The sequence below is a fragment of the Candidatus Poribacteria bacterium genome (assembly GCA_016866785.1).
GTDB lineage: Bacteria > Poribacteria > WGA-4E.
Window position 1 is genome coordinate 12,890 of record VGLH01000004.1, and the last position, 23,798, is coordinate 36,687.

The window sequence follows — 23,798 nt, forward strand, 5'->3', positions numbered from 1 at the left end:
GTGGCGCTCACGCCGACGATCCTGCTGATCATACTGTTCTCTCCGCTTGCCGCCTTCCTGATCCAGATCCTGATCGGTCGGCGGCTTTTCGGCGCGACGGACTACCTGGATCCAGCGGACGCCCCCCACGACGGACACCACCACGGCGCTGGGAACCGAGCCGCCGGCGCGATCATCCCAATCCTGGGCATCGTAATCCCGCTGGTGCTGGTCGTGCTGACGGTTCTGCCGTCGCTGATGCAGCCCACCGATCCGGTGGCGGTCCCAACCGACGGCAACGGCGCTGTCTGGATCGACCTCGGCGGACACCAGATTCGTATCGGGCTCCTCGTGGACAACACATCGAAGGTGCTCCTCTTCATGGTCACCTTCGTCTGCTCGATGATCCACATCTTCGCGTCCGCGTACATGAAGCTGCGCGACGGCAATCCGGAGCCACGCTACACGCGCTTCTTCGCCTACCTGTCGCTCTTCACGTTCTCGATGATCCTGCTCGCCGTGTCGGACAACCTGCTGACGCTCTTCGTCGGCTGGGAGCTGATGGGTCTTTGCTCGTACCTGCTCATCGGCTTCTACTACGAGAAGAAGTCGGCGTGCGACGCCTCGCTGAAGGCGTTCATGACGACCCGGGTTGGCGACGTGCTGCTGTTCCTGGCGCTGGCGATCATCTGGACGAACATCGGGAGCCTGCGATTCGCAGAAGTGGCTGCCGGGATCCGCGCCGGACACCTGAGCGGCGGGCTTCTCACTGCGGCGGGTATCCTGGCTCTCGGCGGAGCGATCGGGAAATCGGCGCAGTTCCCGCTGCATACGTGGCTGCCGGACGCGATGGAGGGTCCCACGCCGGTCAGCGCGTTGATCCACGCGGCGACGATGGTGGCGGCGGGCGTCTACCTGGCGGCTCGCCTTCTCCAGATGGCTGTCCTGGACGCGACGGCGATGCTGTTCCTCGCCTACGTCGGGGCGTTCACAGCCGTCTTCGCCGCGAGCATCGCGTTCGTGCAAAACGACATCAAGCGCGTGCTCGCCTATTCGACGATCAGCCAGCTCGGGTACATGATGCTGGCAGTCGGAGTCGGCAACTACACGGCGGCGATCTTCCACCTGCTGACGCATGCCTTCTTCAAGGCATGCATGTTCCTCGGATCGGGTAGCGTCATCCACGCGATGCACGACGCGCTCCATCACGTCCACTCGCACGCCGACGCCCAAGACATGCGCAACATGGGCGGACTCCGGCGCAAGATGCCTTGGACGTTTGCGACCTTCGCCGTGTCCACGCTCGCCATCTCCGGCGTGCCGCTGACATCGGGATTCCTGAGCAAGGACGCCATCCTGGGCGGGTCGCTGGCGTTCGCCATGCGTGAGTCCGCCCATGCGGCGTTGCCGGTGCTCGGGTTCGGCGCAGCGCTGATGACCGCCTTCTACATGTTCCGCCTCCTGTTCATGACGTTCTTCGGCGAAGCCGCTGCCCGCGCCGATGACCACGACCGTGAAGACGTGTCCCACGCCCACGGACACCTGCACGAATCGCCGGCATTGATGACGGTTCCGCTCGTGGGACTCGCGGCGTTCAGCTTGTTCCTCTTCTGGTCGGCGAACCCGTTCGCTGAGGGCTGGATCGGCGAGGTGGTGACGCGCGAATCTCTGCCAACCGCGATGGCTCCCGCGTCGTCGATGTCTGCGATGATTGCGAGCGCGGATGTAACCGAGCACGTCGCGACAGATGCACCGTCGCACGCACCATCAACTGACGCGCACTCGGACGAGAGCGACGTTGCGGCGCACGGAACCGAGGGACACGGAGAGAGCCATGACGACGTCGCGCACACGGCGCACCAGGTCGGCGTGGTGCTGTCTCTGATCGTCGCCGGTGCAGGCATCCTGCTGTCCGTGCTCGTGTACCCGATGTCCCGCATCTCGACGTCGCGGTTGGCGGGCGGCTCGTTCGCCCGAGTGCTCGAACGCAAGTACGGGTTCGACGAGCTATACGGCTTCCTCTTCGTTCGGAACCTGTTGCGCGTGAACCGGGCGTCCGCCGCGTTCGACAATCGCGTCGTCGATGGCGCGGTCAACGGAGTCGGTCGCGTGCTGGGGAGCGGACGGTATTCGATGACGTGGCTCAGCGGCGCGATCGACCGCGCGGTCGTCGACGGAGCGGTCAATGGCGTCGCGAGCGTCATCCGCGCGTTCGGAGGAGCGTTCCGCCGCATTCAGACGGGCATGGTTCAGAGCTATCTGCTGGTGATCTTCACGGGCTTAGTGGTGCTGGTCTTCATCTTGTCGGCATTCGCTCGCTAGCGCTGGACGGAGTCAGCGCCGTCGCACGGGCGCGGCTCGCACGGGACTTCGGGAGGGCTTCGGCTGATGGATGTGCTCACGCTGCTCTGGCTGGTACCGCTCGTGGCGATGGTCGTTGTGCTCGTCGCCCCGCGGTCGCTCGCACGGATCATCAGCTTGATCGCCACGGCGATCACGCTGGTGTTGAGCGGCGTCGTGTGGTCGTCGTTCGATCCGTCGGTCGCGAGCATCCAGATGGAGACGCGGCTGGCGTGGATACCGGCGCTCAACATCCAGTACTTCGTCGGCGTGGACGGCATCAGCATCACGCTGATCCTGCTGACGACCGTCATCTCCATCATCGCCGTGATCGCCTCGTGGAACATCGGGGAGGAGACGCATCGCGAAGGAACCGAGAAGGGCTACTTCGCCATGCTCCTCCTGCTGGTGTCCGGGATGCTGGGGTTCTTCCTGGCGCTGGACCTGATCCTCTTCTACCTGTTCTTCGAGTTGACGCTCCTGCCGATGTACTTCCTGATCGGCGTGTGGGGAGGACCTCGGCGCGAGTACGCCGCCATCAAGTTCTTCCTCTACACGCTCTTCGGCAGCGTGTTCATGCTGGTGGCGATTCTCGCGCTCTACTTCCAGAGCGGCGCGGCGGGAGCCCGGACGTTCAGCATTCCTGAGCTCGCGCAGGCGGGCTTGCCGGTGCATGTGCTGAACTGGCTCTGGCTGGGGTTCTTCCTCGGCTTCGCCATCAAGGTTCCCATCTTCCCGTTCCATACCTGGTTGCCCGACGCCCACGTCGAGGCTCCGACGCCCATCAGCGTCATCCTGGCGGGCGTGCTCCTGAAAATGGGAACCTACGGCTTGGTGCGGATGAACGTCCAGGTTCTATCGGGCGCGTCGGAGGGCTGGTGGACGTTCCTCGCCGTTCTGGGCGTCATCAACATCATCTACGGCTCGTTCTGCGCGATGGCGCAGAAGGACCTCAAGAAGCTGGTCGCCTACTCCAGCATCGGACACATGGGGTTCGTTCTGCTCGCGACGGCGGCAAGGACGCCGGAAGGGATCAACGGCGCGATCTTCCAGATGGTCAGCCACGGGCTCCTGAGCGGCATGCTGTTCCTCGTCGTCGGCGTCATCTACGTCCGAGCGCATCACCGCTATATCGTCTATCCGACCGAGACGGAGCTGCTGGACCTCTATCACATCGACCGGAGCAAGGCTGGGACGATGGGCTTCGGCGGCTTGGCGAACATCATGCCGGTCTACACGGGCGTGATGACCATCGCCTTCTTCGGGTCGCTCGGGCTGCCGGGGATGAGCGGATTCGTCGGCGAAGCTCTGGCGTTGCTGGGGGCGTGGCGGGTGTATCCCGTATTCACGGTGCTGGCAGTGATCGGGATCGTCGTAGGTGCGGCGTACTTCCTCTGGACCATCCAGCGGATGTTCCTCGGCGCCAAGAACCCGGACTGGGCAGGGCTCCCGGACATCAGCACTCGCGAACTGGTGACGCTCGTGCCGCTGGCGGCTCTGGTGATCGTCCTCGGCGTCGTGCCACGCATCGCCATCGACCTGACGAAGGAGACAGTCGTCGGGCTCCAGGCAGTTCAGGACGCCGTCGCCCGTCTGACATCCTTCTAGAAGCCCTCGCTCTGGGAAGCAGCGCACTGTGCAGTCACTATCGAACCTTGAGAGCCTGACGCACTTCGTACCGGAGCTCGCCCTCGCCTCGTTCGCGGTGGTCGTGCTGATCGCCGATCTCCTGGCGCGAGGGAGAGGCAGTCAGATGGCGGCAGCGCTGGCGCTGCTGAGTCTCGTCGTCGTCGGCGCCATCGTCGCTGCCGAGACGCACGACGGCGAGCTCCTGTTCATGGGCATGGTTCGGCACGACGCGTTCTCGCAGTTCCTCAAGGTACTGATCGCCGTCTGCGGCGCGACGACCGTCGTCGTCTCGTGGCGCGCGCCCGAGATCGATGGGAAGATGAAGGGCGAGTACTACACGCTCCTGCTCTTCGCGATCTTCGGCATGTTCCTCATGGTCTCAGCCGCGAACCTGGTGCTCGTCTACATCGCGGTGGAGATGGCGAGCATCAGCTCCTATCTCCTCGCCGGCTTCGTCACGTCGCGGACACGGTCGAGCGAGGCTGCCTTCAAGTACGTCATCTACGGCTCCGTGGCTTCGGGCGTCATGCTGTTCGGCATCTCGCTGCTCTTCGGCATGGCCGGCGGCGCAGACATCGCCGGGATGTCTTCGCGCCTTGTCGGAGCGCCGAACGTCGGAGTGGTCCTCGCGCTGGTGCTCGTGTTCGCCGGGATCGGCTACAAGATCGCGTCCGTTCCGTTTCACATGTGGTCACCGGACGTGTACGAGGGGTCGCCGCTACCAGTGACGGCGTTCCTGTCTGTTGCCTCGAAGGCGGCGGGATTCGGTCTGGCGATCCGCTTCTTCTACGATGGGTGGGCATCCGCCAGCGCGTCGGTCGCCGACTGGCCCACCTTCGTCGCCCTCGTGAGCGTTCTGACGATGACCGTGGGCAACTTCGCCGCGATCGGTCAGCGGAACCTGAAGCGTCTGCTCGCCTATTCGAGCATCGCTCACGGCGGCTACCTCCTGATGGGCGTCGCCGCGATGGGAGGCGGATCGTCCGAGCCCATCGCGCCCATGCTGTTCTATCTGGTCGTCTATCTCTTCATGAACTTGGGCGCGTTCTACATCGTGCTCCACCTATCGCATCCCTCGCGCCTTGGCTCCGAGACCATCGACGGCTATCGCGGGCTTGTTCGCCGGAACCCATGGCTCGCGGTGTCGATGAGCGTCTTTCTGTTCTCGTTGATCGGCTTGCCGCCGTTCGCGGGCTTCTGGGGCAAACTCTACCTGTTCAAGTCCGTGATCGACCGCAGCCTCGCGCCAGGCGGCATCGCAGGTCACAACTTCACCTGGCTGGTCGTCGTCGGGCTGCTGAACAGCGCCGTGTCGCTCTACTACTACTTCAGCGTCGTCAAGGCAATGCTGCTCGACGCCGGCGAGGAAGAGGGTCAGGTCCGCGCTCACCCGGCATTTGCCGTGTTGCTGCTCCTGCTGCTGATACCGACACTGCTCCTCGGCTTCGTCACGACATCCGACGATCCCTGGGTTCGCGACGCCTCCCTGAGCGCCGCCTCGACCTCGCTGGTGCCCTGATCCGCCCGCTCCTGTCCATCTGAAACCCAACGCGCCCCGCCGCCGTTGTCCTCAGTTGCCGGAGGACTCTCGGACTGTACGTCTGGGTAGCGGAAGGACAGGAATCATGCGCGGTTTGCTGTGGCGAGCCCGGTTTCTCGCCGCTGGAATGGTATTCGTCGCCGCGACCGTCTCAGCACAGACCGTTGGCGCATCTCGTGACCCCGTCGTTCGCCGCACCTTGTACCAGGCTGCCCTCGAGCGAGAGGCGCTCACGGGCTCCGATGCTCGCCTGCTGGGACTCGGCGGGGCAGGAGTCGCCATCAGCACGGGCCCCGAATCCCTGCTCTGGAGCCCCGCGTCACTCACCGACTCCGAGAACGTCCGCATCGCCGTAGCCGACGAGCCGGTCCGATCACGCGGGGTCTCGCGTGAAGGCAGCGTCGCCCTTTCCGGCAACCTACGCGCTCTGGGAAGCGATCGTTGGGGAGCTCTCGGCGTCGCCCATTGGGCTCAAGGCTGGGGCATCGACCCTGTGCGGAACCGCACCCTCGCCGTCGGGTACGCGTCGGCACGCGAACGCGGTCTGGCATTCGGTGTGGCGCTACGCCGCGAGACGCGCACCACTGCCGAGACGGATTTCGGCGGATGGGGCATCGACGGCGGCGTCAGCTACGCCTACGAGTTCAGCGATCAACGTCGAGTTGGGCTCGGCGCATCCGTCACCAACTTCGGCACGCGCCTGTCGAGCAACTCCGGCGAAGGGCTGGCGCTCGCCTACAGCCCACCCATCGTGCGAGCCGGCATTGCGTACCAACCGGACGCCGACACGCTTCTGGCGTCGCAGTGGTCGTACGCGCACGACGATCTGCGCGAAGTCCCGGACCGCCACCGGTTCCATCTGGGGCTGGAACGTTGGTTCGCCGAAAGCCGGGCGGCTGCGCGAGTCGGCTACAACGCGACCGTGCGGCGGGATCGCTTCGGCAAGGGCGTGTGGAGCTTCGGCGCGTCCTATCGGGTCCTGTCCGGCAGGCTGGACTACGCGCTCGTGACCGGCAAGGACGCCCTCGGACGCCAGTTGCGCGCGCGTCACCTCATCACCATGTCGCTCGACTGGGCGAGCCCGGTCCTGTCGCTCCGTCGCACGTCGGCTCCAATCGCCCAGGTTCCGGTCGAAGACCCCCAGCCGGTTCAGCTCCCGGACGGAATCGACCGGCTCGTGACCGTCGAGCGCGATGTCTTCTCGCCTAGCCGCGACGGTGGCGGCGAGGCGCGGTTCCACATCGCGTCGCTGCCATCGGCGTGGACGCTCGAAATCATGGATCGCGACCGTCGGACGGTCCGCAGCCATGCCGGCGAGGCGAAGGCGCCGATCACGACGCTTGGATGGAACGGACGGGATCGCGACGACCTCGTCGTGCCAGATGGCGTGTATTACTGGAGGCTCATGGGCTCTGGAGGCACGAACCGGGTGCTCTCGCAGGGAGCCGTCACCGTCGATGCGTCGGCTCCCGTCATCGCGATTGCGTCAGAGCCCTTGGCGTTCCTGCACGACAAGCAGTCGTCGGATGCCCGCCTCAGCCTGGCGGCAACAGACGCCGGGATCATCACTGCGTGGTCTGTGCGCATCCAGGATGCGGGCGGGAAGGTATTGGTCGCCACGGCTGGGAAAGGCGTGCCTCCCCGGTCCATCGCGTGGCGGAACTGGCAGGAATCGGTCGACGCGGGGAGTTCATGCGTCGCCGAGCTCACGGCGACTGACGAGGCAGGCAACGCATCTGCCGTTCGTCTGACGATGCCGGTCCTCGACCTTCGCCATACGTCAGCGGCGGTTGAGAACGGCTCCTTGGCGGTATCGATGCCAGCGACGGCGTTCGCGCAGAACGGAATCGGCTTGACATCGCAGGGAAGCCGACTGGTCGCACAACTGGGCGAGGCGTGGCGCGCTCATCCGAACCTCGACCTCGTGATTCAGCAGAGCGCTGACCCCGTGACGCGTGCCGTCACGACGAGTCACGTCGCCACGTTGCAGTCCGCTCTCCAGTCCACAGCGTCCGCCGATCGTTCCCCCGTCCGTGTCATGGACGCGCCGACGGCGGACAGCGCGGCGGTCAAGATCGTGTTATCCGGCAGGCTTCGGGCGTCGTTCGAGCCGTCAGTTGCCAGAGCGACGCCGACTCCACGGATCCCAGCGCCGGAGGGTTCCCCGGCTTCCGCAGCGGAACAGACGCCCGCAGCCTCCGTCGCAGCGCCGACCCCCGGCGCGGTCGCGGTGTTGGTCGGGTCGTTCCGCGAAAAGCCCCGAGCCGATCAGCTCGTGGCGCAGATCAACGCGATGAACCTCGGATCGCCAGCGAGGATCGAAGTGGTCTCGCTCTCCGGCGAGAACTGGTACCGCGTGCTGATCGGCAACTTCTCGTCGCGGGACAGCGCCGGGCCCGTGCACGCGGCGGTACGTCAACGGGTGAACGCCGACGCCATCCTCTTCGTGTCCGATCCGCGCTAGGAAGAACCCGCGCAGCAGCGGCTAGGGGAGGCTGACGAGACGGTCGACGGCATCGAACTCATCCTCCGTGAGCCGCCACCCCTGGGCGCCGACGTGCTCGACCACCTGTTGCGGCGTCTTTGCGCCCACCAACACGCACGTCACTGCCGGGTTCCTCAGCAGCGCGTTGATCGAGAGCTGAACCAGCGTCTTGCCGCGACCCGAGGCGATCTCAGCCAAGCCGTCGATGATCGGTTCGACACGCCGAAGCGACGCATCGGCGAACGAGTCCATCCGCGCTCGCTCGTCATCCTCAGCGAACCGGTGACCCGGTCGGTACTTCCCGGTCAGCAGACCTTTTGCCAGAGGGCTGTGCGCCAGTATGCCGATTCCCTCCTGCTGGCAGAACGGCAGGATCGTGTTCTCGATGGATCGGTCCAGCAAATGGTAACACGGTTGCAGTGAATGGAAGGGCGTCGTCTTCATCGCTTCTTCCATCTCTCGGACCCCGAAGTTGGACACACCGAGATACCGCGCTTTGCCGCTCCGACGAAGGTCGTCGAGAGCTCGCATCGTCTCGTCGATCGGGTACCGGGCGTTCCACCAGTGAACCTGGTAGAGGTCCACGTAGTCCGTCCGCAGGGCAGCCAAGCTGTCGTCGATTGCCGTGCGGATGGCTGCGGCTGAGAAGTTCCCGCTGACCTTCGTCGCAAGGAACACGGAAGATCGGCGACCGTCGGTCAGCGCTCTACCGATGACTCCCTCAGACCCTCTGTAGGCTTGCGCCGTGTCGATCAGCGTGATGCCGTGATCGATGGCGGCATGGATCGTCGCGACCGCCTGCGCTTCGTCGACCTCTCCCATGCCCCCGCCGATGGGCCACGCCCCGAAGCCGATCACCGGGATTTCCGGACCGTCTCTGCCGAGCGTGCGAGTCTCCATCGAGTCTCCCTCCATCCAGACTGCGTACCGTCACTGCGAGTATGCCGACCCCCACCAACGGGCGCAACGCGAAGCGGTCGTCGCCTTGAATGACAGACGAGGTCGCGCTACGATAGACAAATGCTGACTGTGCCGTCATTGCGTCATGGAGCCGATGACGGCGATAGAACGGGCCCACGCAACCTTGCCACACCGAACCCTTGACGTTGTCTCGTCTGACGGCTGACCTCATCCATGTTGCCCTATGCAGGGGCTTGGACCGATTCCGCTTGGTCATCCGTCATGGGTCGGTATGACTCCCATCGGCATGCGAAAGGTGCATCCATGACTGAGCGAGCCACGCGCACCACGGCGGTCGCCGCGCTCTGGTGCGGCATCGTTACGGCTGCCTTGTCACAGAACGGCGACGTCCCGATACCCGTGGAGGTCCGCGCGGCGACTCGGGGTGACCTCACGCGGGACATTCGACTCACGGGCGTCGTAGCTCCACGCGCCCAGGTGAGCGTCTACACCCGCGTTCCCGGAAACATCAAGGAGTTGCGGTTCGAGGAGGGTCAACGGGTCTCGAAGGGAACCGTGCTCGCCGTGATCGACGAGTTCGACACGCTGAGCCTTGGGGTCCGCCAAGCGGAGGCTCAGGTGGCTTCGGCGACGCTGATGCTCGAACAGGCGCGCAAGATGTCTGAGGCGCGCGCCAAGAGCCAACTGGAGCAGGCGCGCGCTGGTGTCGACGCGGCGACGGCGGTCGTCGCCCAAGTTCGCGAACTGTCGGGACCGCGTGTCGAGACCCAGGTCGCCCAAGCCGAGGCAGGTCTGGACGCGATGCGGGCGACCTTGCGCAAGATCCGTGAAGGGGCCCGTGTTGAAGAGCGCGAGCAGATTCAGGCGGGCCTAACGCAGGCAACGGCCGCCCTCGACAGCGCCGAGAGCACTTTCCGGCGGATGAAAGAGCTCTACGAAGCGGGAGCCGTCAGCCGCCAGACGTTCGAAGGCACGGAGACACAGCTCAAGGTAGCTCGCGCTCAGCACACCGTCGCCAAGGAGCAGGTCAAGCTGGTCGAAGAAGGGGCGCGACCGGAGGATATCGAGGCGGTCGAGGCGCAGGTCCGTCAAGCAGACGCGGCGCTCGCGCTGGCGAAGAGCCAGGTTGCCGCCAAGACGTGGGAGCTCGACCTGGCTCAGGCGGAGTCCGGGCTCCGAACCGCCCAAGCAGGCATGGCGCTCGCCCAGACCGCGTGGGACTCCGAGCTGTGGCGCAACGAGATCGCCCTGGCGGAAGCCGCCGTCGCTGCTGCCAACGTCGGACTGGAAATGGCGAAGCTGCGTCTGAAGGACGCATCCGTTGTCGCACCGATCACCGGGGTCGTTGCGCGCCGACCGGTGGACGTCGGTGACTTCGTCAACGCGGGATACAGCATGGGCGATCCGGTGTGCGAGATCGTCGACACAAGCGTGCTCTACGCGGTCGTGGACGCGTCGGAGTCCGACTTGCCGTACATCGAGGCGGGAGCTTCGGCGGACGTGAGCGTGCGCGGCGGTGGTCAGCCCCTTGAGGGAACCGTTTCGCTGATCGGCGCCGTGGTGAACCCACGGACGCACACTGCGGTCGTGAAGGTCGCGCTCAAGGGCTCCGACGGCATCAAACCGGGCGCCTACGCGGATGTCACGCTGTCATCGTCGATGCGAGCCGGGGTAGTCCTAGTACCCCGAACCGCTTTGACCGAACAGCGGGGAGATCAGGCAGTACTGTACGTCGTCGTGGGCGACCGCGCCGCTAAGCGCATTGTGACCACGTCGTCGTCGAAGGGGGACCTGATCGAGGTGACGTCCGGCGTGCAGCCGGGCGACCAGGTGATCGTCAGCGGTCAACGGCGCGTGTCTGAGGGCTCGCGCGTGCGGGTTGCGGGCACGAGCTAGCACGGGACGCCGCTCACCACTCGATCCACTGACCGCCGTTTCTGGAGGCAGAACGCATGTTGCCGGTCCGCAAGCCCGTCCTCACGACGATGATGGTGCTGGTATTCATCGTTCTGGGCGCGGTGTCGTTCATGCGAATCAAGGTCGACCTGTTCCCCGAAATCAGCTTCCCCTACGTCACGGTCGTCACGATCTACCCGGGCGCGGGTCCTGGCGAGGTCGAGACGCAATTGACGGAGAAGATCGAGGACGAGGTCGTCGCGATCAGCCGCGTCAAGCGCGTGATGTCGACGTCACGCGAGAACGTGTCCGTCGTCGCCATCGAGTTCGAGCTGGGAACCGACGTCGATCTCGCCTCGATCGAAGTGAAGGACAAGGTCGACGCGATCCGGTTCAGCCTTCCGCAGTCCGCCGAAGACCCATCCGTCACGAAGTTCGATATCGGCGCAGCGCCCGTGATGGACCTCTCTCTGTCCGGCAGTCTGCCTCTGGAAGACCTCTACGAGCTGGCAGACACGAAGCTGAAGGACGCCTTCTCCCGCGTCGATGGGGTTTCGAGCATCGCCATCGTCGGCGGCAAGGAACGTGAGATCCAAGTGAACCTGGACAGCCGAGCCCTCAACTCCTACGGTCTGAGCCCGATGGAGGTCTACCAGACCGTCGCGATGTCGAACCTGTCCGTGCCGGCGGGCAGAGTCGTGGAGGGACCCACGGAATACAGCGTTCGCATGCTGGGTGAATTCGGTTCCCTTGCCGAGCTCGAGGCGATCCGTATCCCTACGATGACCGGCGGCTCGGTGCGACTCACCGATGTGGCGACCGTCGTCGATGGGTTCAAGGATCAACGCTCACTAGCCCGTCTCGACGGGAACCCGAGCGTCGGCATCACCATTCAGAAACGCAGCGATGCGAACGTGATCGAGACCGTGGATGGCATCGCCAAGGCAATCGACCGACTCGCGGATGTGCTGCCCAGCGGGGTCGATATCGCCGTCGTGCGCGACAGCTCGACATTCATCCGATCCGCCGTGCGCGATGTGATCATCAGCATCATCCTCGGCATCGTGCTGACGTCGGCAGTTCTCTACCTGTTCCTGCACGACCTGAGATCGACGGTCATCGTGGCGATCGTGATGCCAGCCTCCATCGTGGCGACCTTCCTGCTCATCGATTTCGCCGGGTTCACGCTGAACCTGATGTCCCTTCTCGGGCTCGGCATCTCCATCGGAACGCTGGTCGCCAACGCCATTGTCGTGTTGGAGAGCATCTCGTCACAGATCGACCGAGGAGAGAGCCCCCGTTCGGGGACGGAGATCGGCGTTCGACAGGTCATGGTTGCGGTGATCGCGTCCGCGACGACGAACGTCGTCGTGTTCGCGCCGATCGGGTTCATGTCCGGGATCGTAGGTCAGTTCTTCAAGCAGTTCGGGCTGACCGTCGTGTTCGCCACGCTCTTCTCGCTGTTCGTGTCCTTCACCTTGACGCCGCTGCTCGCCTCCCGACTCCTGAGGTCCAGCGCGCCTGTGCCATCGCACGGCCCGCTGTCCGCCTTGTTCCGCCTGTGGGATCGAGCCTACGGCGCGTTGCAGGAGTCATATGGTCGGACCCTCGTCTGGTCCCTCAAGCATCGCCTGCTAACCATCGTGATGGCGACGGCGCTGTTCGTGGGCGGCATCTACCTGTTCAAGTTCATCGGCAGCGACTTCCTGCCGCAGTTCTACTCGGACACGATCACCATCGGCATTCAACTGCCTCCAGGGGCGAGCCTGGATGCGACGGACCAGCGCGTCTCGCAGATCGAAGCCATCGCGCGGAAGCTGCCGGAAACCGTGAGTGTGGCGAGCTCGTTGGGACGCGGCAGCAGCGGACAGGAGGGCGTGGAGTTCGCTTCCACCATGCTCATCCTGGACCCTGACCGCAAACGGCGCGGCGGCGTGATCGTCGGCGAGCTTCGGTCGCTGCTGATCACGGAAGTGCCAGACGTCGACCTGAGCTTCGACACATCCCAAGGCGGCGGCGACAGTGGCATGGATGTTTCCATCGAAGTACGAGGTCAGGACTTGGACGAGCTCACAGCGCTCGCGGAGTCCGTCAAAGCGCTCGTCGATGCGACGCCCAATCTGGTCGACAGCCGCATGAGCCACCGGTCAGGCAAGCCGGAGCTGGCGGTACAGTTGGATCGTGACCGCCTGGACCGGTTCCACCTGAGCCTCGCGCAGGTCGGTGGGCTGCTTCGAACCAGCCTGACCGGTGAGGTGGCATCGGTCTATCGCGAAGGCGGCGAGGAATACGACATCCGAGTCCGACTCGACGAATCCGACCGGGAGCAGCTCGAAGACGTCGACCGACTGCTGGTGCGAGTCGGGGAAACGTCGGTTCCTCTGGTCGATCTTGGCGAGGTGTCGTTCCGGCGTGGTCCGGCGGAACTGACGCACACGGACAAGCAGCGAACCATCGCCGTGGAAGCCAACATCGCTTCAGGCGACCTCGGTTCCACGATCGCCGCGCTACGAGCGCAGACGAACGGCATGCGCCTACCCGACGGATACTCCATCCACTACACGGGTCAGGCAGAGATGCAGCAGGAGTCGTTCGCGAGCATCGTCACGGCGCTCATCTTGGCGATCATACTGACCTACATGCTGCTCGCGGCGCTGCTCGAGTCGTTCGTGCACCCATTCACGATCATGTTGACGCTGCCGCTGGGGTTGGCAGGTGCGAGCGCCGCGCTGCTCATCTCGCGCCTCTCGATCAACATCTTCTCGCTGATGGCAATCGTGATGCTGGTCGGGATCGTCGTGAACAATGGGATCTTGCTGCTCGACCTGACGCGCCAGTTCCGCGTCCAGGGGATGGCGATGCGCGACGCGCTGATCGCCGCCTGTCCGCTCCGTCTTCGTGCGATCCTCATGTCCAACGTCGCCATCGTGGCTGGGATGCTGCCGCAAGCGCTCAGCACCGGCGGCGTTGCGGCGGTTCAATCCGCCATGGCGGTCGTCATGATCGGGGGCGTGACAGTGTCGATGGTCTTCACGCTGTATGTCATCCCGGTCGCATACACGATCGTCGACCGCGTGGCTCGGGCCCCTGAAGTGGAAACCGGTTCAGCGTAGGGCATCTCGCATGGAGGCTGTCTCGATGAGAGATCGCAGTCGTATCTCGGCACTGGCGCTGTTCTTAGCGATCGTTGCCGCCGCGCCAAACGCAATCGCCCAGGACGCGACCGAGACGTCCCTGACACTGGACGCCGCCATCGCCCGCGCCTACGAGAACAACCGGAACGTGCGGATTGCCGAGGAAGCGGTGCTCGGCGCTCAAGCGAGGATCGAGGAAGCTCGCGGCGTGCTCCTTCCGTCTCTCACGCTGACCGGCGCGTTCACGTACAACGGGAAGCTGCCCGAGAGCGTGCTCGACTTCGGCGGATTCAACCCGTTCGCCGCGATGGGTGCCGAGGGCGAGGACGAGGATGGCTCCGGCGATGCGTCCGGGGAGGATGCCCCCGTGGTCGAAGACCCGGCGGCGTCGGACAAGCCCATCGAAATCGAGATCGGGACCAAGCGCGACTGGCGAGGCATTGCGCAGGTGCAGCAACCGCTCTTCACGTGGGGCAAGGCGACGAACGCCTACCGCGCTGCATGGGACAGCCTGGAAGCGGCTCGACACGGACTCGACGCGACTCGACAGGACGTCGCCTTACGCGTCAAAGAGGCGTTCTATGGGGTTCTGCTGGCACGGGAAGTGGCAGGTGTTGCCTCCAAGGCGCTCGAGCAGGCGGAGCGACGGACACAGACCGCGCAGCAACGCCTGACCGCCGGCGTCGCCACGCGTCTGGACCTGCTGCAGGCGCAGGTAGCGCTCGCGAATGCTCGCACGCAGACACTGCGCGCCGGAAACGGGCGGAAGCTGGCGCTCGAAGGCTTGGCGCTTGCGATCGGTGTCGAGACCCAAGAACTGGGCGAACCCGAAGGCATTCTGGACTGGATGCCGGCGGGGATCGAAGCGACGGGGTTGGTCGACGAGGCTCTGATGACCCGGTCCAGCCTCCGGCAGTTGGCAGCGCAGCGCCAGGTCGCCCAGCACATGCTGAAGGTCGCTCGCGCCGCGAACCGTCCCAATCTCGCGGCGACCGGCACCTACTCGTGGAACGACACGGAGAAGCAAGACCCATCGACGACGTGGTCCGTTGGGGTCGGACTGAGCTGGCCCATCTTCAATGGATTCGCCAACCGTGCGCGAGTCAGACAAGCGCTGTCCGGCGTGAACCAAGCGTCTGCCGGGCTCGAGGCGATGTCGGACGCCGTGGCTTTCGAGGTACGACGCGCCGTGCTTGCCTACGAGGAGGCGTCCTCCGTCTTGCAGACGCAGGAGGAGACGCAGCGCCAAGCGGCGGAAGCCCTCCGCATCGCCAACATCTCCTTCGAGAACGGGCTCATCACGAGCGTCGAACTTGCGGACGCCGAGCTCGGCAAGACGCAGGCGGACATGCTGCTCGCGCAGGCGTCCTATGACGCGCTCGTGGCGCGAGCGAGACTGGAACACGCAGTCGGCGCACCGATCCCGTGATGGATCGGGCGGTTCAGGACTTGACGTCGCGCCTCAAGGTTCGCGCACTGGAACTCGGTTTCGACGCCGTGGGGGTAGCGCCCGTCGCTCCCTACGATCATGCCGACGCGTTCCGCCGGTGGCTGGACGCCGGTATGCACGGCGAGATGGCGTACATGCCTCGAACCCTCGACAAGCGCCTCGATCCAGAGCGCGTGGTGCCCGGGGCGCAGTCCATCGTCTGCCTCGCCACGCTCTATCGAACGAGCACCGAGAGACCCCCGGAACATGCCATCCCGAGTCGCGGCATCGTCTCCTGCTACGCGTGGGGGGACGACTACCACGAACTCCTCGGCGCACGAACCGAGGAACTTGCCGCTTGGATCGACCAGAACGCGGGAGCCACCTCACGCGCGTACGTCGATTCGGGGCCCGTCCTGGAGCGGGAGGCAGCGGCGCGAGCCGGAATCGGATGGTTCGGCAAGAACACGATGCTGCTGAACCGGCGCATGGGCTCGTACTTCTTCCTGTCGGAGATTATCACGACAGCCGCGCTGGAACCCGACTCGCCGACGACCGATCATTGCGGTTCCTGCCGTCGGTGCTTGGACGCCTGCCCGACGCAGGCGTTCCCGGAGCCGTACGTCCTCGACGCACGGCGATGCATCTCCTACCTGACCATCGAGCTGAAAGGCGAAGTCCCCGAGCCGCTTCGCGAGGCGGTCGGCAACCACGTGTTCGGCTGTGACATCTGTCAGGAAGTCTGCCCCTGGAACCGGAAGGCGGCGCGGACTGGCGAGTCCGCGTTCGTTCCTCGACCGGGTCTGACCGCAGCCAAGCTGGCGTCTTTGATGTCGATGGCAGAGGATGCCTTCCAGAAGGTCTTCCAGAACAGCCCAATCATGCGCGCCAAGCGTCGCGGACTGCTCCGCAACGTCGCCATCGCGCTGGGGAACACGCGGAATCCCAAGGCGCTCGAGCCTCTGACGGTCGGCTTGGAAGACCCCGAGCCCCTGGTCCGTTCTCACGTCGCGTGGGCGATCGGTCGGATCGGAGGGAAAAAGGCACGCGCGATGCTGCGCGCCGCTGCAAGCCGGGAGCGCGACGACTCGGTACTCGCTTCGATCCGGCGCGCGCTGGGGGTTCAGCCAGACCCGTCGTCCCACGCCGGCAACGACACGATGGATCGGTAGTTCGAGTAGTTGTGGTGGGCGTTGCGCTGTGGGACGTACAGCCGCGTGCCCTCGAACGCCCGGTCCTGCGTGTAGACCCATACCGACCGCGTGTCCCACACGACGATCTCATCGCGGGCGTCGCCGGTCAGGTCGATGGGCTCGCAGCAAAGGGTCGGGTGACCGTCGTCAGGCAGTTGGACGATCTGCGAGCCGTAGGCGTCGTAGAGCCCGCCGTCTTGGGGCATCGCGGACAACAGAAGGTGCTCCTGACCGTCCCCGACCCAGTTGGTCGGCGTCAAATGGCTGCCCATCGGAAACGGGCTGAACCGCGCCAGACGGTTCCCATCGGCATCGTACGTGACGACGATTCCCGGTTCGCCCCAGAAGGTGATCGTCGCGACTTCGAGGCCCGTGCGAGCCGGATCCAGGTTGGCGACGTGGCAGCACTGGGCATGTCCAGGTCGGTCGTGCCGGAGTATGCGCCCGCGCAGGTCGCTCCAGATCATGCCCTCGTCGCTGCAGGCAAAGAGAGCTCGGATGGAGCCATCGGGCCCGACGGGGGCGAAGGCGACGCCGTCGGCATGGTCTCGGACGCCGTCGAGGGTCCAGAGCCCCTCGCCGTCCGGGCTGAGCAGCGAATAGCCGATCAGCACCTCGTCGCGACCGTCGCCGTCGACGTCGAGGGCGTACGGATAGTGACCCGTATTCCCCGACCAATGCCAAAGGGGTTCGAGCTCGGTGTCGTACGCCCAGAGGTTGTTGTACCGGTCTTTGATCACGAGGTTGCGCGGCGCGCCGCTTCCTTCGAGGTCGCAGAAGAAAAGCGAGTCGCCGATGATCCGGTGGTAGACGTGCTCCTTGAGCCAAGTTCGGTTCTCGCCGTGCAGCGGCGTCGGGACTCGGCGCTTCTCGGCTCCCGTCTGCCCGTCGCGGACGACGATTTGGAAGTCCTTGGCGTAGATCACCTCCTCGCGACCGTCGCCGTCGATATCATGGATCTGAACCGCGACGTCGTTCGTCAGGAGACCGCACGAGTCGCTGGGTGTTCCGACCTGCCACAGAATCCGCCCATCCAGCCGAACCGCCGTGAGGCACGACACGCCGTCGAAGTCGTAGCCAGACAGAGGCACGTTCTGCGCAAAGAGCATCTCAAGCTCGCCGTCGCCGTCCAGGTCCCCGAACCGGACGCTCTTGCCGACTCCGAAGCCCGGCGTCTCGAAGCGCCGCCACACGATGGGCTGCGGCACTTCGGAGGCTCTCCGCCGTCGCGTAGCGCATCGCAGCGTTTCGTCCTGGTCGAGGCGTGCGAGCTCGGGCTCTGGAACCCAAACTCGGACGGCGCGGAAGCGCGCGGGGATGGTCGCCATCAGAGCCATCCGTCCCGCTGCTACCTGGATCGGGCCCTCTGAGCGGATGACAGGCGATCCGCCCACGGCGACTTCGACGGCATGTCCGGTTACGGACAGCGACACAGAGATCCATCGGTCTCCGTCGAAGGCGCACTCAGCCCTGCCGAGCTCGCGGCGCTCTTCGTCGTCCACCTCGGCGAGCACGAAGTGGTCGCCCTCGAAGTAGGCTCCGACCCAGTGACGCGGATCCTCGGTTCTCAGGCAGACCCCCGCGCGACCCTCCCGAGAGAAGCGGCGCACGGCGACCGTCGCGCGGCAGTCACGCCACGCCGGATCGCCGACGCCGATCATCGGCGTTCCCTGCTCCAGAAAGGACGACTGGTGCAGGTAGGGGACACCGTCCTCCTCGCCCACGAGCCACCTCGGAAGGCGACGCCAGGAGTGGTGCAGCGTCAACTCGCGCCATCCGATGGCGGGACGCTGGCGGATGTCGTGGTACTCTCCGAGCGGCGAGTAATCGCAGGCGAGCGGGCCCAAGGGCAGCGACGCGAAGTCGTCGCGAAGGACGATGTGCCAGGAGCCCATCGCTTCATTCCTCGCCGTCATAGTACTCCGCCGGCGTCAGGCGACCGAGGCGACGAGGCGGGCCCATCGCGACCTTCCCTGAGTCTGGATAGTCGACGACCTCGGCAATCGGGTTGTCGGCTGTAATGACGATGACGAGCTCGACATCGCCGTCGTTGATGATCTGATGAGCCTCGCCGGGTCGGCACAGCAGGAAGTCCCCAGCCTCGAAGGGAATGCGTTCGTCGTTCTCGACGCGCATCACGCCGGAGCCCTCCAGCACCTGGTAGAACTCCCACTGAGCGGCGTGCCGATGGTAGGGCCAGGGCATTTTGCCTGGCGGAACGCGGATGATGCAGACGTCGAACGGGAATCCGCCCTTCTGCTGGGGCGTGTCGCTGTGCGGCGACATCGCTTTCGTCACCGGATGGTAGGTGTAGCCGTACTTTCCTTTGGGCGATGAGCGGCCGTCGCGACCGAGTCCAGCCGTCGAGACTTTGTCCATGGTGAGCTCCGTCTTTCGTGCCGTCCGACGGACACTCTACTGCGGAGCGCTTGGCGTGCCAAGAGCGACCGGCTTTACGCCGCAAGACCGCACACTTGATCGACGAGCTCGGTGATCGCCTCCACTTTCTCGATCTGTCCCGTCTGCGAGATTTCGTCGGAGATGCCGAGGATCAGCCTCGGGGCGAACATGTCGATGCAGCGTCGAGTGAAGTCCAACAGCTCGCCGACCGGACGGTAGTCGAGGAAGTCGATCGCGGGCAGCAGATCGAGCACGACCATCTTGTCGCCAACGGATTCCAGTATCTGCTCCAGCGTGATGTCGCCCATCGGCTCCGGGGTCAGCGCTTCGACGCCGTCGAGTCGCGTATCCAACAAGAACGGCAGAATCTGCCGCGACATCCCGTCCCAATGCGTGTGGACGAACCTTCCAGCGGCGTGCAGGCGGTCGGCGATGCGCTGCCATCGCGGCAGCAGATACTTGCGCAAGACCGGCGGCGGGGAGAACTCGTTCGTCGCGTGGTCGCCGAGGTTGAAGATGCGGCACGGGAGATGTAGAGCCGCGTCGAGCAGGCGGTCGTCGCGACGGTCGCACGCTTCGAGGTACTCCTCGATGGCGGCAGGATGGTCGTGCAGCATGTAGTACGTGCCGGTCAAGCCGATCCAGTTCTTGATGAGCTCGGTGAAACCGGAACTGGAGAGAAACACGGTCGGCTCGCCACGATGACCGACCGCAGCCTCTGCCGCCCGGAATCTGTCCACGTTCGCCCGGTAGTGCTGCCGGTCGATGATCGCCGTCACGGCGCGGAGGTCTTCGACGGACCGAACCGGATACTCGACGATCCGATGGTTCACGTGGCGTCCCTCGAGCCAGATGTCTTGGTACACGGTTTCCAGCGTGCCCTGGGGCGTTCGGATCGTATCGACCGAGTGCGTGTCCGTGCGGCGCGACGCGCGCTCGACATCGCTGGGGTCCTCGTACCCCTCGATACCGGCGGACGCGGCGTACCGAATGGAGCACGAGAGGGCGTCGTAGATTTCGAGATGCGACATGCCAGCGAACCGCGCGGGCAGCGTGTTCCTGGAGGCGTGGTGCCCGATCCAGGTTTCCAGCCGCGGCTGCCACAGCACCCGATCGGCGGTTCCCTCGAAGATGGCGAGGTTCAACTCCCTGCGGGTCATCGAGTAGCCTTTCCTGAGAGCCGCACCAGCTCACGCGGTCCGAATGGGGTAGGCCCCGTGTTCGTGGCAGGCTTCGTAGAACGCCAGGATGTTCGCCAGCGGCGTCGCCGGGACGATCTCTGACGACGACCCGATGAACAGACCGCCACCCGGAGCCCCGACGCGCATGGAATGACGCACCTCGCGACGGATGTCATCCGGGGTTCCCAGCGGAAGGAGCTGCGAGCAATCGATGCCTCCCACGAGCAGGAGATCGTGCCCGTAGCGCTTGCGCAGGCGCTCGATGGTCATCTCGGCGATGGGCTCGATCGGGTTGATCCCGTCGATGCCAGCATCGACCAGGTCGTCCATGATGCCCCACAGGTTCCCGTCTGAGTGGTAGACGACCTTGATTCCCCCGGCGTGGCACTCATCGACGCACTGCCTGAGCAGCGGGATGAAGGTTCTCCGAAGGAACTCCGGCGAGAACAGCAGACCGGCTTTGTAGGCGATGTCATCACCGATGAAGTAGATGGGCCCGAGCTGTTCCTCCGCAGCCACCTGCGCGCACCGGCGGCCGCCTTCGCCGAACAGCTCGAGGAGGCGATCCAGCTCCTGGGGCTCGTCGTAGATCCAATATGAAAAGCGCTCTTGGCTCATCAGCCCGTAGACGGCGTGGAAGCCGCAACCCCCACCGGGCACGTACATCGTCTTCGGTGCGAAGCGCTGCTGCTGAGCGCGGATTCCGGCAGTCCAGCTCGTGCGAAGTGATTCCACCGTTGGCGGCTCGTATCGGTACGCTCGAAGCTCTTCGACCGTCTGAATGGCATAGCGGGTTACCCAACTCGTTCTGCCCGATATCTTGTGCGACGTGCTCGCCTCGCCTTCGCGCTCTTCCGCGAACGAACCTCCGTACCCACGGCAGAGATCGATGCCCAGCTCGTGGTAGGCGCGAACCATCGTCGCGTGGTAGTCATCGTCGCCTCTCGCGAAGTGCTCGACGACGTGCCGATTGTCGATGTAGTCCCAGATGGGGACCCGATCCGGCTCCTGGTGGTTCATCGCCAGTCGGATGCGGTCCCAAACGGCTCGGTCGAGCTCCGCGCCATAGCCCTCGGTGGGTTTCACACGATCCGCCGCGCCAGCGCTGTTCGACATGCTGCTTCACGCCTCCCCAGTGAGTCCAACCCCTCGATGCAGCGGTCTGCTTGCTCGACACGACAATAGCCGACCCCCGGCTCGCGCGCGAGTCGGAAACGCCGCGCTTGTTCGGCGGTACGGTACGCGCTACAATGGGAATAACCCCTCCCGGGGGATAGGATGTGGACTCGCGACAGGGGATCGGGATGCCACAGGACCATCGGCACGACCACAAGAAGACCCAGCAAGTCGCTCGCCGGCTGGCGCGTATCGAGGGCCATGTGCGGAGCATTCGGCAGATGGTCGAGGAACAGCGCGACTGCTCCGAGGTGCTGATCCAGGTGTCGGCAGTTCGTGCCGCGCTCGAAGCCGTCGGACGTCTGCTACTGGAGGATCACTTCGAGTCCTGCATCGTGTCTGCCATCCAGGAGGGCGATCATCACGAGGCTATCGAAGAGTTCAAGCAGGCGTTCTCAAAGCTCGTCTACTGACTCAGGAAGGGCGGAACCATGCACGAAGGCGGACACGGAATCCTCGGCGACCACACCCCCGAGGGCAAGAAACGCGCCCATCGGATCATCGGGTTCATCATCGCTGCGCTTGTAGGAGCGGCGTTCGTGTTCTGGCGCGTGTTCGGCTGATCGCCGAGCAAGCCAAAAGCCAACCCGGAGGTCGGGATGAGCTCAGCAGCGGAGCCCCGAGTCGGGCAAAGTGCCGCAGCCTGGACAAAGGCGCTGGCGGTTCCAGCAATCGTCCTCGCCCTCATCCTGGCTGCGGCTGGACTCCCCTTGCTCGCCGACAGCGACTTCTCGCTGTCTGCCATCGCGCTCGCATTCGGCGGAACCGTCATTCTCTACCGCACCGTCGTCGCGACGCTGGAAACCCGTCGCGTGACGGCCGGCGTCCTCGTCGTCATCGCCCTGGTCGCCTCGGCGATTGTCGAGGAGTATCTGGCGGGCGCTATCGTAGCATTCATGATGATCGGCGGGGAGTATTTGGAGGAGATCGTCCTGGCGCGCACGCAACGATCCGTGCGAGCGCTGATTCAGCTCGCGCCGGACACGGCGGAAGTGTGGTGTCAGGAACAGTGGCAGACGCTCGCCATTGACCATGTGAGCGTCGGCGACCGTGTTCTCGTGCGACCCGGCGGCCGCGTGCCGGTCGATGGAGTGATCGAGACGGGCCGAGCGGCGTTTGACGAGTCGGCGCTGACAGGCGAAGCCGTCCCGGTGGATCGAGCCGTCGAGGACACCGTCTGCGTCGGTACCATCGCCTTGACGGGCTCCGTCGAGGTTCGCGCGACGCGGGTCGGGGAGGACACGACGCTTGCGCGGATCGTCCGCGTCGTTCGCGAGGCGCAGAGCAACAAGGGACGCACACAGCGGATCGCCGACCGTTTCGCAGCCTATTTCACGCCGGCGATCCTCATCATCGGCGGACTCGTCTGGGCGCTTACGGGCGACCCGATGCGCATGGTCACCGTGTTCGTCATCGCTTGCCCATGCTCGCTCGTGCTGGCGACTCCGACCGCCGTCGTCGCTGCGGTCGGGAAGGCGGCGAGGATGGGCGTGCTGGTCAAGGGCGGCGCAGCCCTCGAAGCTCTGGGGCACACGACCGCCCTCTGCCTCGACAAGACCGGAACGCTGACTTCGGGCGAGCTCGAGGTCATCGACGTCATGCCCGCATCGCCGTGGACGCGCGAGGACGTGCTCCGCCTGGCGAGCCGAGTCGAGGCTGCATCCGAACACCCGATCGGCAAAGCGATTGTCCGCGCGCATCGGGGTTCTTCGCAGGCGGCGACTGCCACACGGACCTCAGGCGTCATTCTCACGCCTGGCGTCGGAGTCGAAGGCGACGTGGCAGGCGAGCGCGTCACGGTCGGCAATGAGCGAGCGTTGGCGGGCTTGGGCGAGTCAGCGGAGACCGACCAGGCGAGGCTGTTCATCGAAGAGCACGAGAGCCGAGGCGCGACGCCCGTTGTCGTTCGCGTGGGCGACCGTGTGGCGGGCTGCATCGCGCTCTCATCGGTGACTCGCTCATCTGCGTCGCGCGTCGTGGACGAAGTCCGACGCTCGGGGATCCGTCGCGTCGTGCTGGTAACGGGCGATCACCAGGCTGCGGCGCAGGCGTTGGCTTCTCAACTCGGCATTGACGACGTCCGCGCGCGCGTGATGCCGGAGGAGAAGATGCGCATCGTCGAGGAGCTCCAGGGCGCGGGCGAAGTCGTCGCGATGGTCGGTGACGGCGTCAACGACGCTCCGGCGTTGGCGATGGCGGACGCCGGAATCGCGATGGCGGCGGGGACCGATGTCGCCGTCGAAACGGCGGACATCGCGCTCATGGGCGACGATTTGGGCGCGCTGTCTGAGACGCTCGTCCTCTCTCGCCGCGCGGTTCGGACGATTCGCCAGAACATCTGGGTTTTTGCCGTCGCTGTGAACGTTGTCGGGATCGCCCTCGCCGGCTCCGGCGTGCTGCACCCGATCGGTGCCGCCGTGGTTCACAACGCCTCCTCGATCTTCGTCGTCGCCAACTCCGCGCGCTTGCTGTCGAGTGCTCGACAGAAGGGATAG

Annotated in this window: 15 protein-coding genes; 10 read left to right on the forward strand and 5 right to left on the reverse strand. The window is 65.2% G+C overall.

The genetic code is table 11. The features are described from left to right. From nuoL to FJZ36_01285, 4 genes are all read left to right on the forward strand, one after another. The gene (gene nuoL / locus FJZ36_01270; GenBank protein ID MBM3213540.1) at positions 1-2,301 is read left to right on the forward strand and encodes an NADH-quinone oxidoreductase subunit L; all 2,301 of its coding nucleotides are present in this window, start codon (positions 1-3) and stop codon (positions 2,299-2,301) included. A 66-nt stretch (positions 2,302-2,367) separates the two neighbouring features. Beyond that, positions 2,368-3,927 carry an NADH-quinone oxidoreductase subunit M gene (locus FJZ36_01275; protein ID MBM3213541.1) on the forward strand — a complete coding sequence of 520 codons (1,560 nt, stop codon included), beginning with the start codon at positions 2,368-2,370 and terminating at the stop codon, positions 3,925-3,927. Positions 3,928-3,955: 28 nt separating this feature from the next. After that, positions 3,956-5,467 carry an NADH-quinone oxidoreductase subunit N gene (locus FJZ36_01280; GenBank protein ID MBM3213542.1) on the forward strand — a complete coding sequence of 504 codons (1,512 nt, stop codon included), beginning with the start codon at positions 3,956-3,958 and terminating at the stop codon, positions 5,465-5,467. A gap of 106 nt (positions 5,468-5,573) precedes the next feature. Next, on the forward strand, positions 5,574-7,952 hold the full coding sequence (locus FJZ36_01285) for a hypothetical protein (protein ID MBM3213543.1): 2,379 nt from the start codon (positions 5,574-5,576) through the stop codon (positions 7,950-7,952). A 21-nt stretch (positions 7,953-7,973) separates the two neighbouring features. Here the strand turns inward: FJZ36_01285 and FJZ36_01290 are convergent, their stop codons facing one another. Beyond that, positions 7,974-8,888, reverse strand: coding sequence for an aldo/keto reductase (locus tag FJZ36_01290; GenBank protein ID MBM3213544.1), 915 nt, complete (start codon positions 8,886-8,888; stop codon positions 7,974-7,976). Between the two features lie 219 nt (positions 8,889-9,107). On the opposite strand from FJZ36_01290, the gene FJZ36_01295 reads away from it, so the two are divergent. From FJZ36_01295 to queG, 4 genes are read left to right on the forward strand one after another with little or no spacing between them, the layout of a single operon-like run. After that, a complete protein-coding gene (locus FJZ36_01295) occupies positions 9,108-10,790 on the forward strand; it encodes an efflux RND transporter periplasmic adaptor subunit (GenBank protein ID MBM3213545.1) in 1,683 nt (560 codons plus the stop codon). Positions 10,791-10,846: 56 nt separating this feature from the next. Next, on the forward strand, positions 10,847-13,903 hold the full coding sequence (locus FJZ36_01300) for an efflux RND transporter permease subunit (GenBank protein ID MBM3213546.1): 3,057 nt from the start codon (positions 10,847-10,849) through the stop codon (positions 13,901-13,903). Then, on the forward strand, positions 13,830-15,353 hold the full coding sequence (locus FJZ36_01305; GenBank protein MBM3213547.1) for a TolC family protein: 1,524 nt from the start codon (positions 13,830-13,832) through the stop codon (positions 15,351-15,353). The genes FJZ36_01300 and FJZ36_01305 overlap by 74 nt, the downstream gene beginning before the upstream one ends. Continuing rightward, the gene (gene queG, locus FJZ36_01310; GenBank protein MBM3213548.1) at positions 15,353-16,525 is read left to right on the forward strand and encodes a tRNA epoxyqueuosine(34) reductase QueG; all 1,173 of its coding nucleotides are present in this window, start codon (positions 15,353-15,355) and stop codon (positions 16,523-16,525) included. The genes FJZ36_01305 and queG overlap by 1 nt, the downstream gene beginning before the upstream one ends. Here queG and FJZ36_01315 read toward each other — a convergent pair. From FJZ36_01315 to FJZ36_01330, 4 genes are all read right to left on the reverse strand, one after another. Beyond that, positions 16,477-18,441: a hypothetical protein gene (locus tag FJZ36_01315; protein MBM3213549.1), complete on the reverse strand. Its 1,965-nt coding sequence runs from the start codon at positions 18,439-18,441 to the stop codon at positions 16,477-16,479. The genes queG and FJZ36_01315 overlap by 49 nt on opposite strands. 4 nt (positions 18,442-18,445) lie before the next feature. Then, positions 18,446-18,925, reverse strand: coding sequence for a cupin domain-containing protein (locus FJZ36_01320; GenBank protein MBM3213550.1), 480 nt, complete (start codon positions 18,923-18,925; stop codon positions 18,446-18,448). 74 nt (positions 18,926-18,999) lie between these two features. Beyond that, complete coding sequence (locus FJZ36_01325; protein MBM3213551.1) at positions 19,000-20,106, reverse strand: hypothetical protein; 1,107 nt, start codon at positions 20,104-20,106, stop codon at positions 19,000-19,002. Between the two features lie 30 nt (positions 20,107-20,136). Next, on the reverse strand, positions 20,137-21,243 hold the full coding sequence (locus FJZ36_01330) for a hypothetical protein (protein MBM3213552.1): 1,107 nt from the start codon (positions 21,241-21,243) through the stop codon (positions 20,137-20,139). 188 nt (positions 21,244-21,431) lie between these two features. Between FJZ36_01330 and FJZ36_01335 the strand changes: the two genes are divergently transcribed. Together FJZ36_01335 and FJZ36_01340 are read left to right on the forward strand one after the other, a co-directional pair. Beyond that, positions 21,432-21,716 carry a metal-sensing transcriptional repressor gene (locus FJZ36_01335; protein MBM3213553.1) on the forward strand — a complete coding sequence of 95 codons (285 nt, stop codon included), beginning with the start codon at positions 21,432-21,434 and terminating at the stop codon, positions 21,714-21,716. A 186-nt stretch (positions 21,717-21,902) separates the two neighbouring features. Beyond that, a complete protein-coding gene (locus tag FJZ36_01340; GenBank protein ID MBM3213554.1) occupies positions 21,903-23,798 on the forward strand; it encodes a cation-translocating P-type ATPase in 1,896 nt (631 codons plus the stop codon).

Coding starts and splice junctions, on each gene's coding strand:
- FJZ36_01275 (MBM3213541.1), top strand. CDS start 2,368: ATGGATGTGCTCACGCTGCTCTGGCTGGTACCGCTCGTGGCGATGGTC.
- FJZ36_01285 (MBM3213543.1), top strand. CDS start 5,574: ATGCGCGGTTTGCTGTGGCGAGCCCGGTTTCTCGCCGCTGGAATGGTA.
- FJZ36_01290 (MBM3213544.1), bottom strand. CDS start 8,888: ATGGAGGGAGACTCGATGGAGACTCGCACGCTCGGCAGAGACGGTCCG.
- FJZ36_01295 (MBM3213545.1), top strand. CDS start 9,108: ATGTTGCCCTATGCAGGGGCTTGGACCGATTCCGCTTGGTCATCCGTC.
- FJZ36_01300 (MBM3213546.1), top strand. CDS start 10,847: ATGTTGCCGGTCCGCAAGCCCGTCCTCACGACGATGATGGTGCTGGTA.
- FJZ36_01305 (MBM3213547.1), top strand. CDS start 13,830: ATGTCATCCCGGTCGCATACACGATCGTCGACCGCGTGGCTCGGGCCC.
- queG (MBM3213548.1), top strand. CDS start 15,353: ATGGATCGGGCGGTTCAGGACTTGACGTCGCGCCTCAAGGTTCGCGCA.
- FJZ36_01315 (MBM3213549.1), bottom strand. CDS start 18,441: ATGGGCTCCTGGCACATCGTCCTTCGCGACGACTTCGCGTCGCTGCCC.
- FJZ36_01320 (MBM3213550.1), bottom strand. CDS start 18,925: ATGGACAAAGTCTCGACGGCTGGACTCGGTCGCGACGGCCGCTCATCG.
- FJZ36_01325 (MBM3213551.1), bottom strand. CDS start 20,106: ATGACCCGCAGGGAGTTGAACCTCGCCATCTTCGAGGGAACCGCCGAT.
- FJZ36_01330 (MBM3213552.1), bottom strand. CDS start 21,243: ATGTCGAACAGCGCTGGCGCGGCGGATCGTGTGAAACCCACCGAGGGC.
- FJZ36_01335 (MBM3213553.1), top strand. CDS start 21,432: ATGCCACAGGACCATCGGCACGACCACAAGAAGACCCAGCAAGTCGCT.
- FJZ36_01340 (MBM3213554.1), top strand. CDS start 21,903: ATGAGCTCAGCAGCGGAGCCCCGAGTCGGGCAAAGTGCCGCAGCCTGG.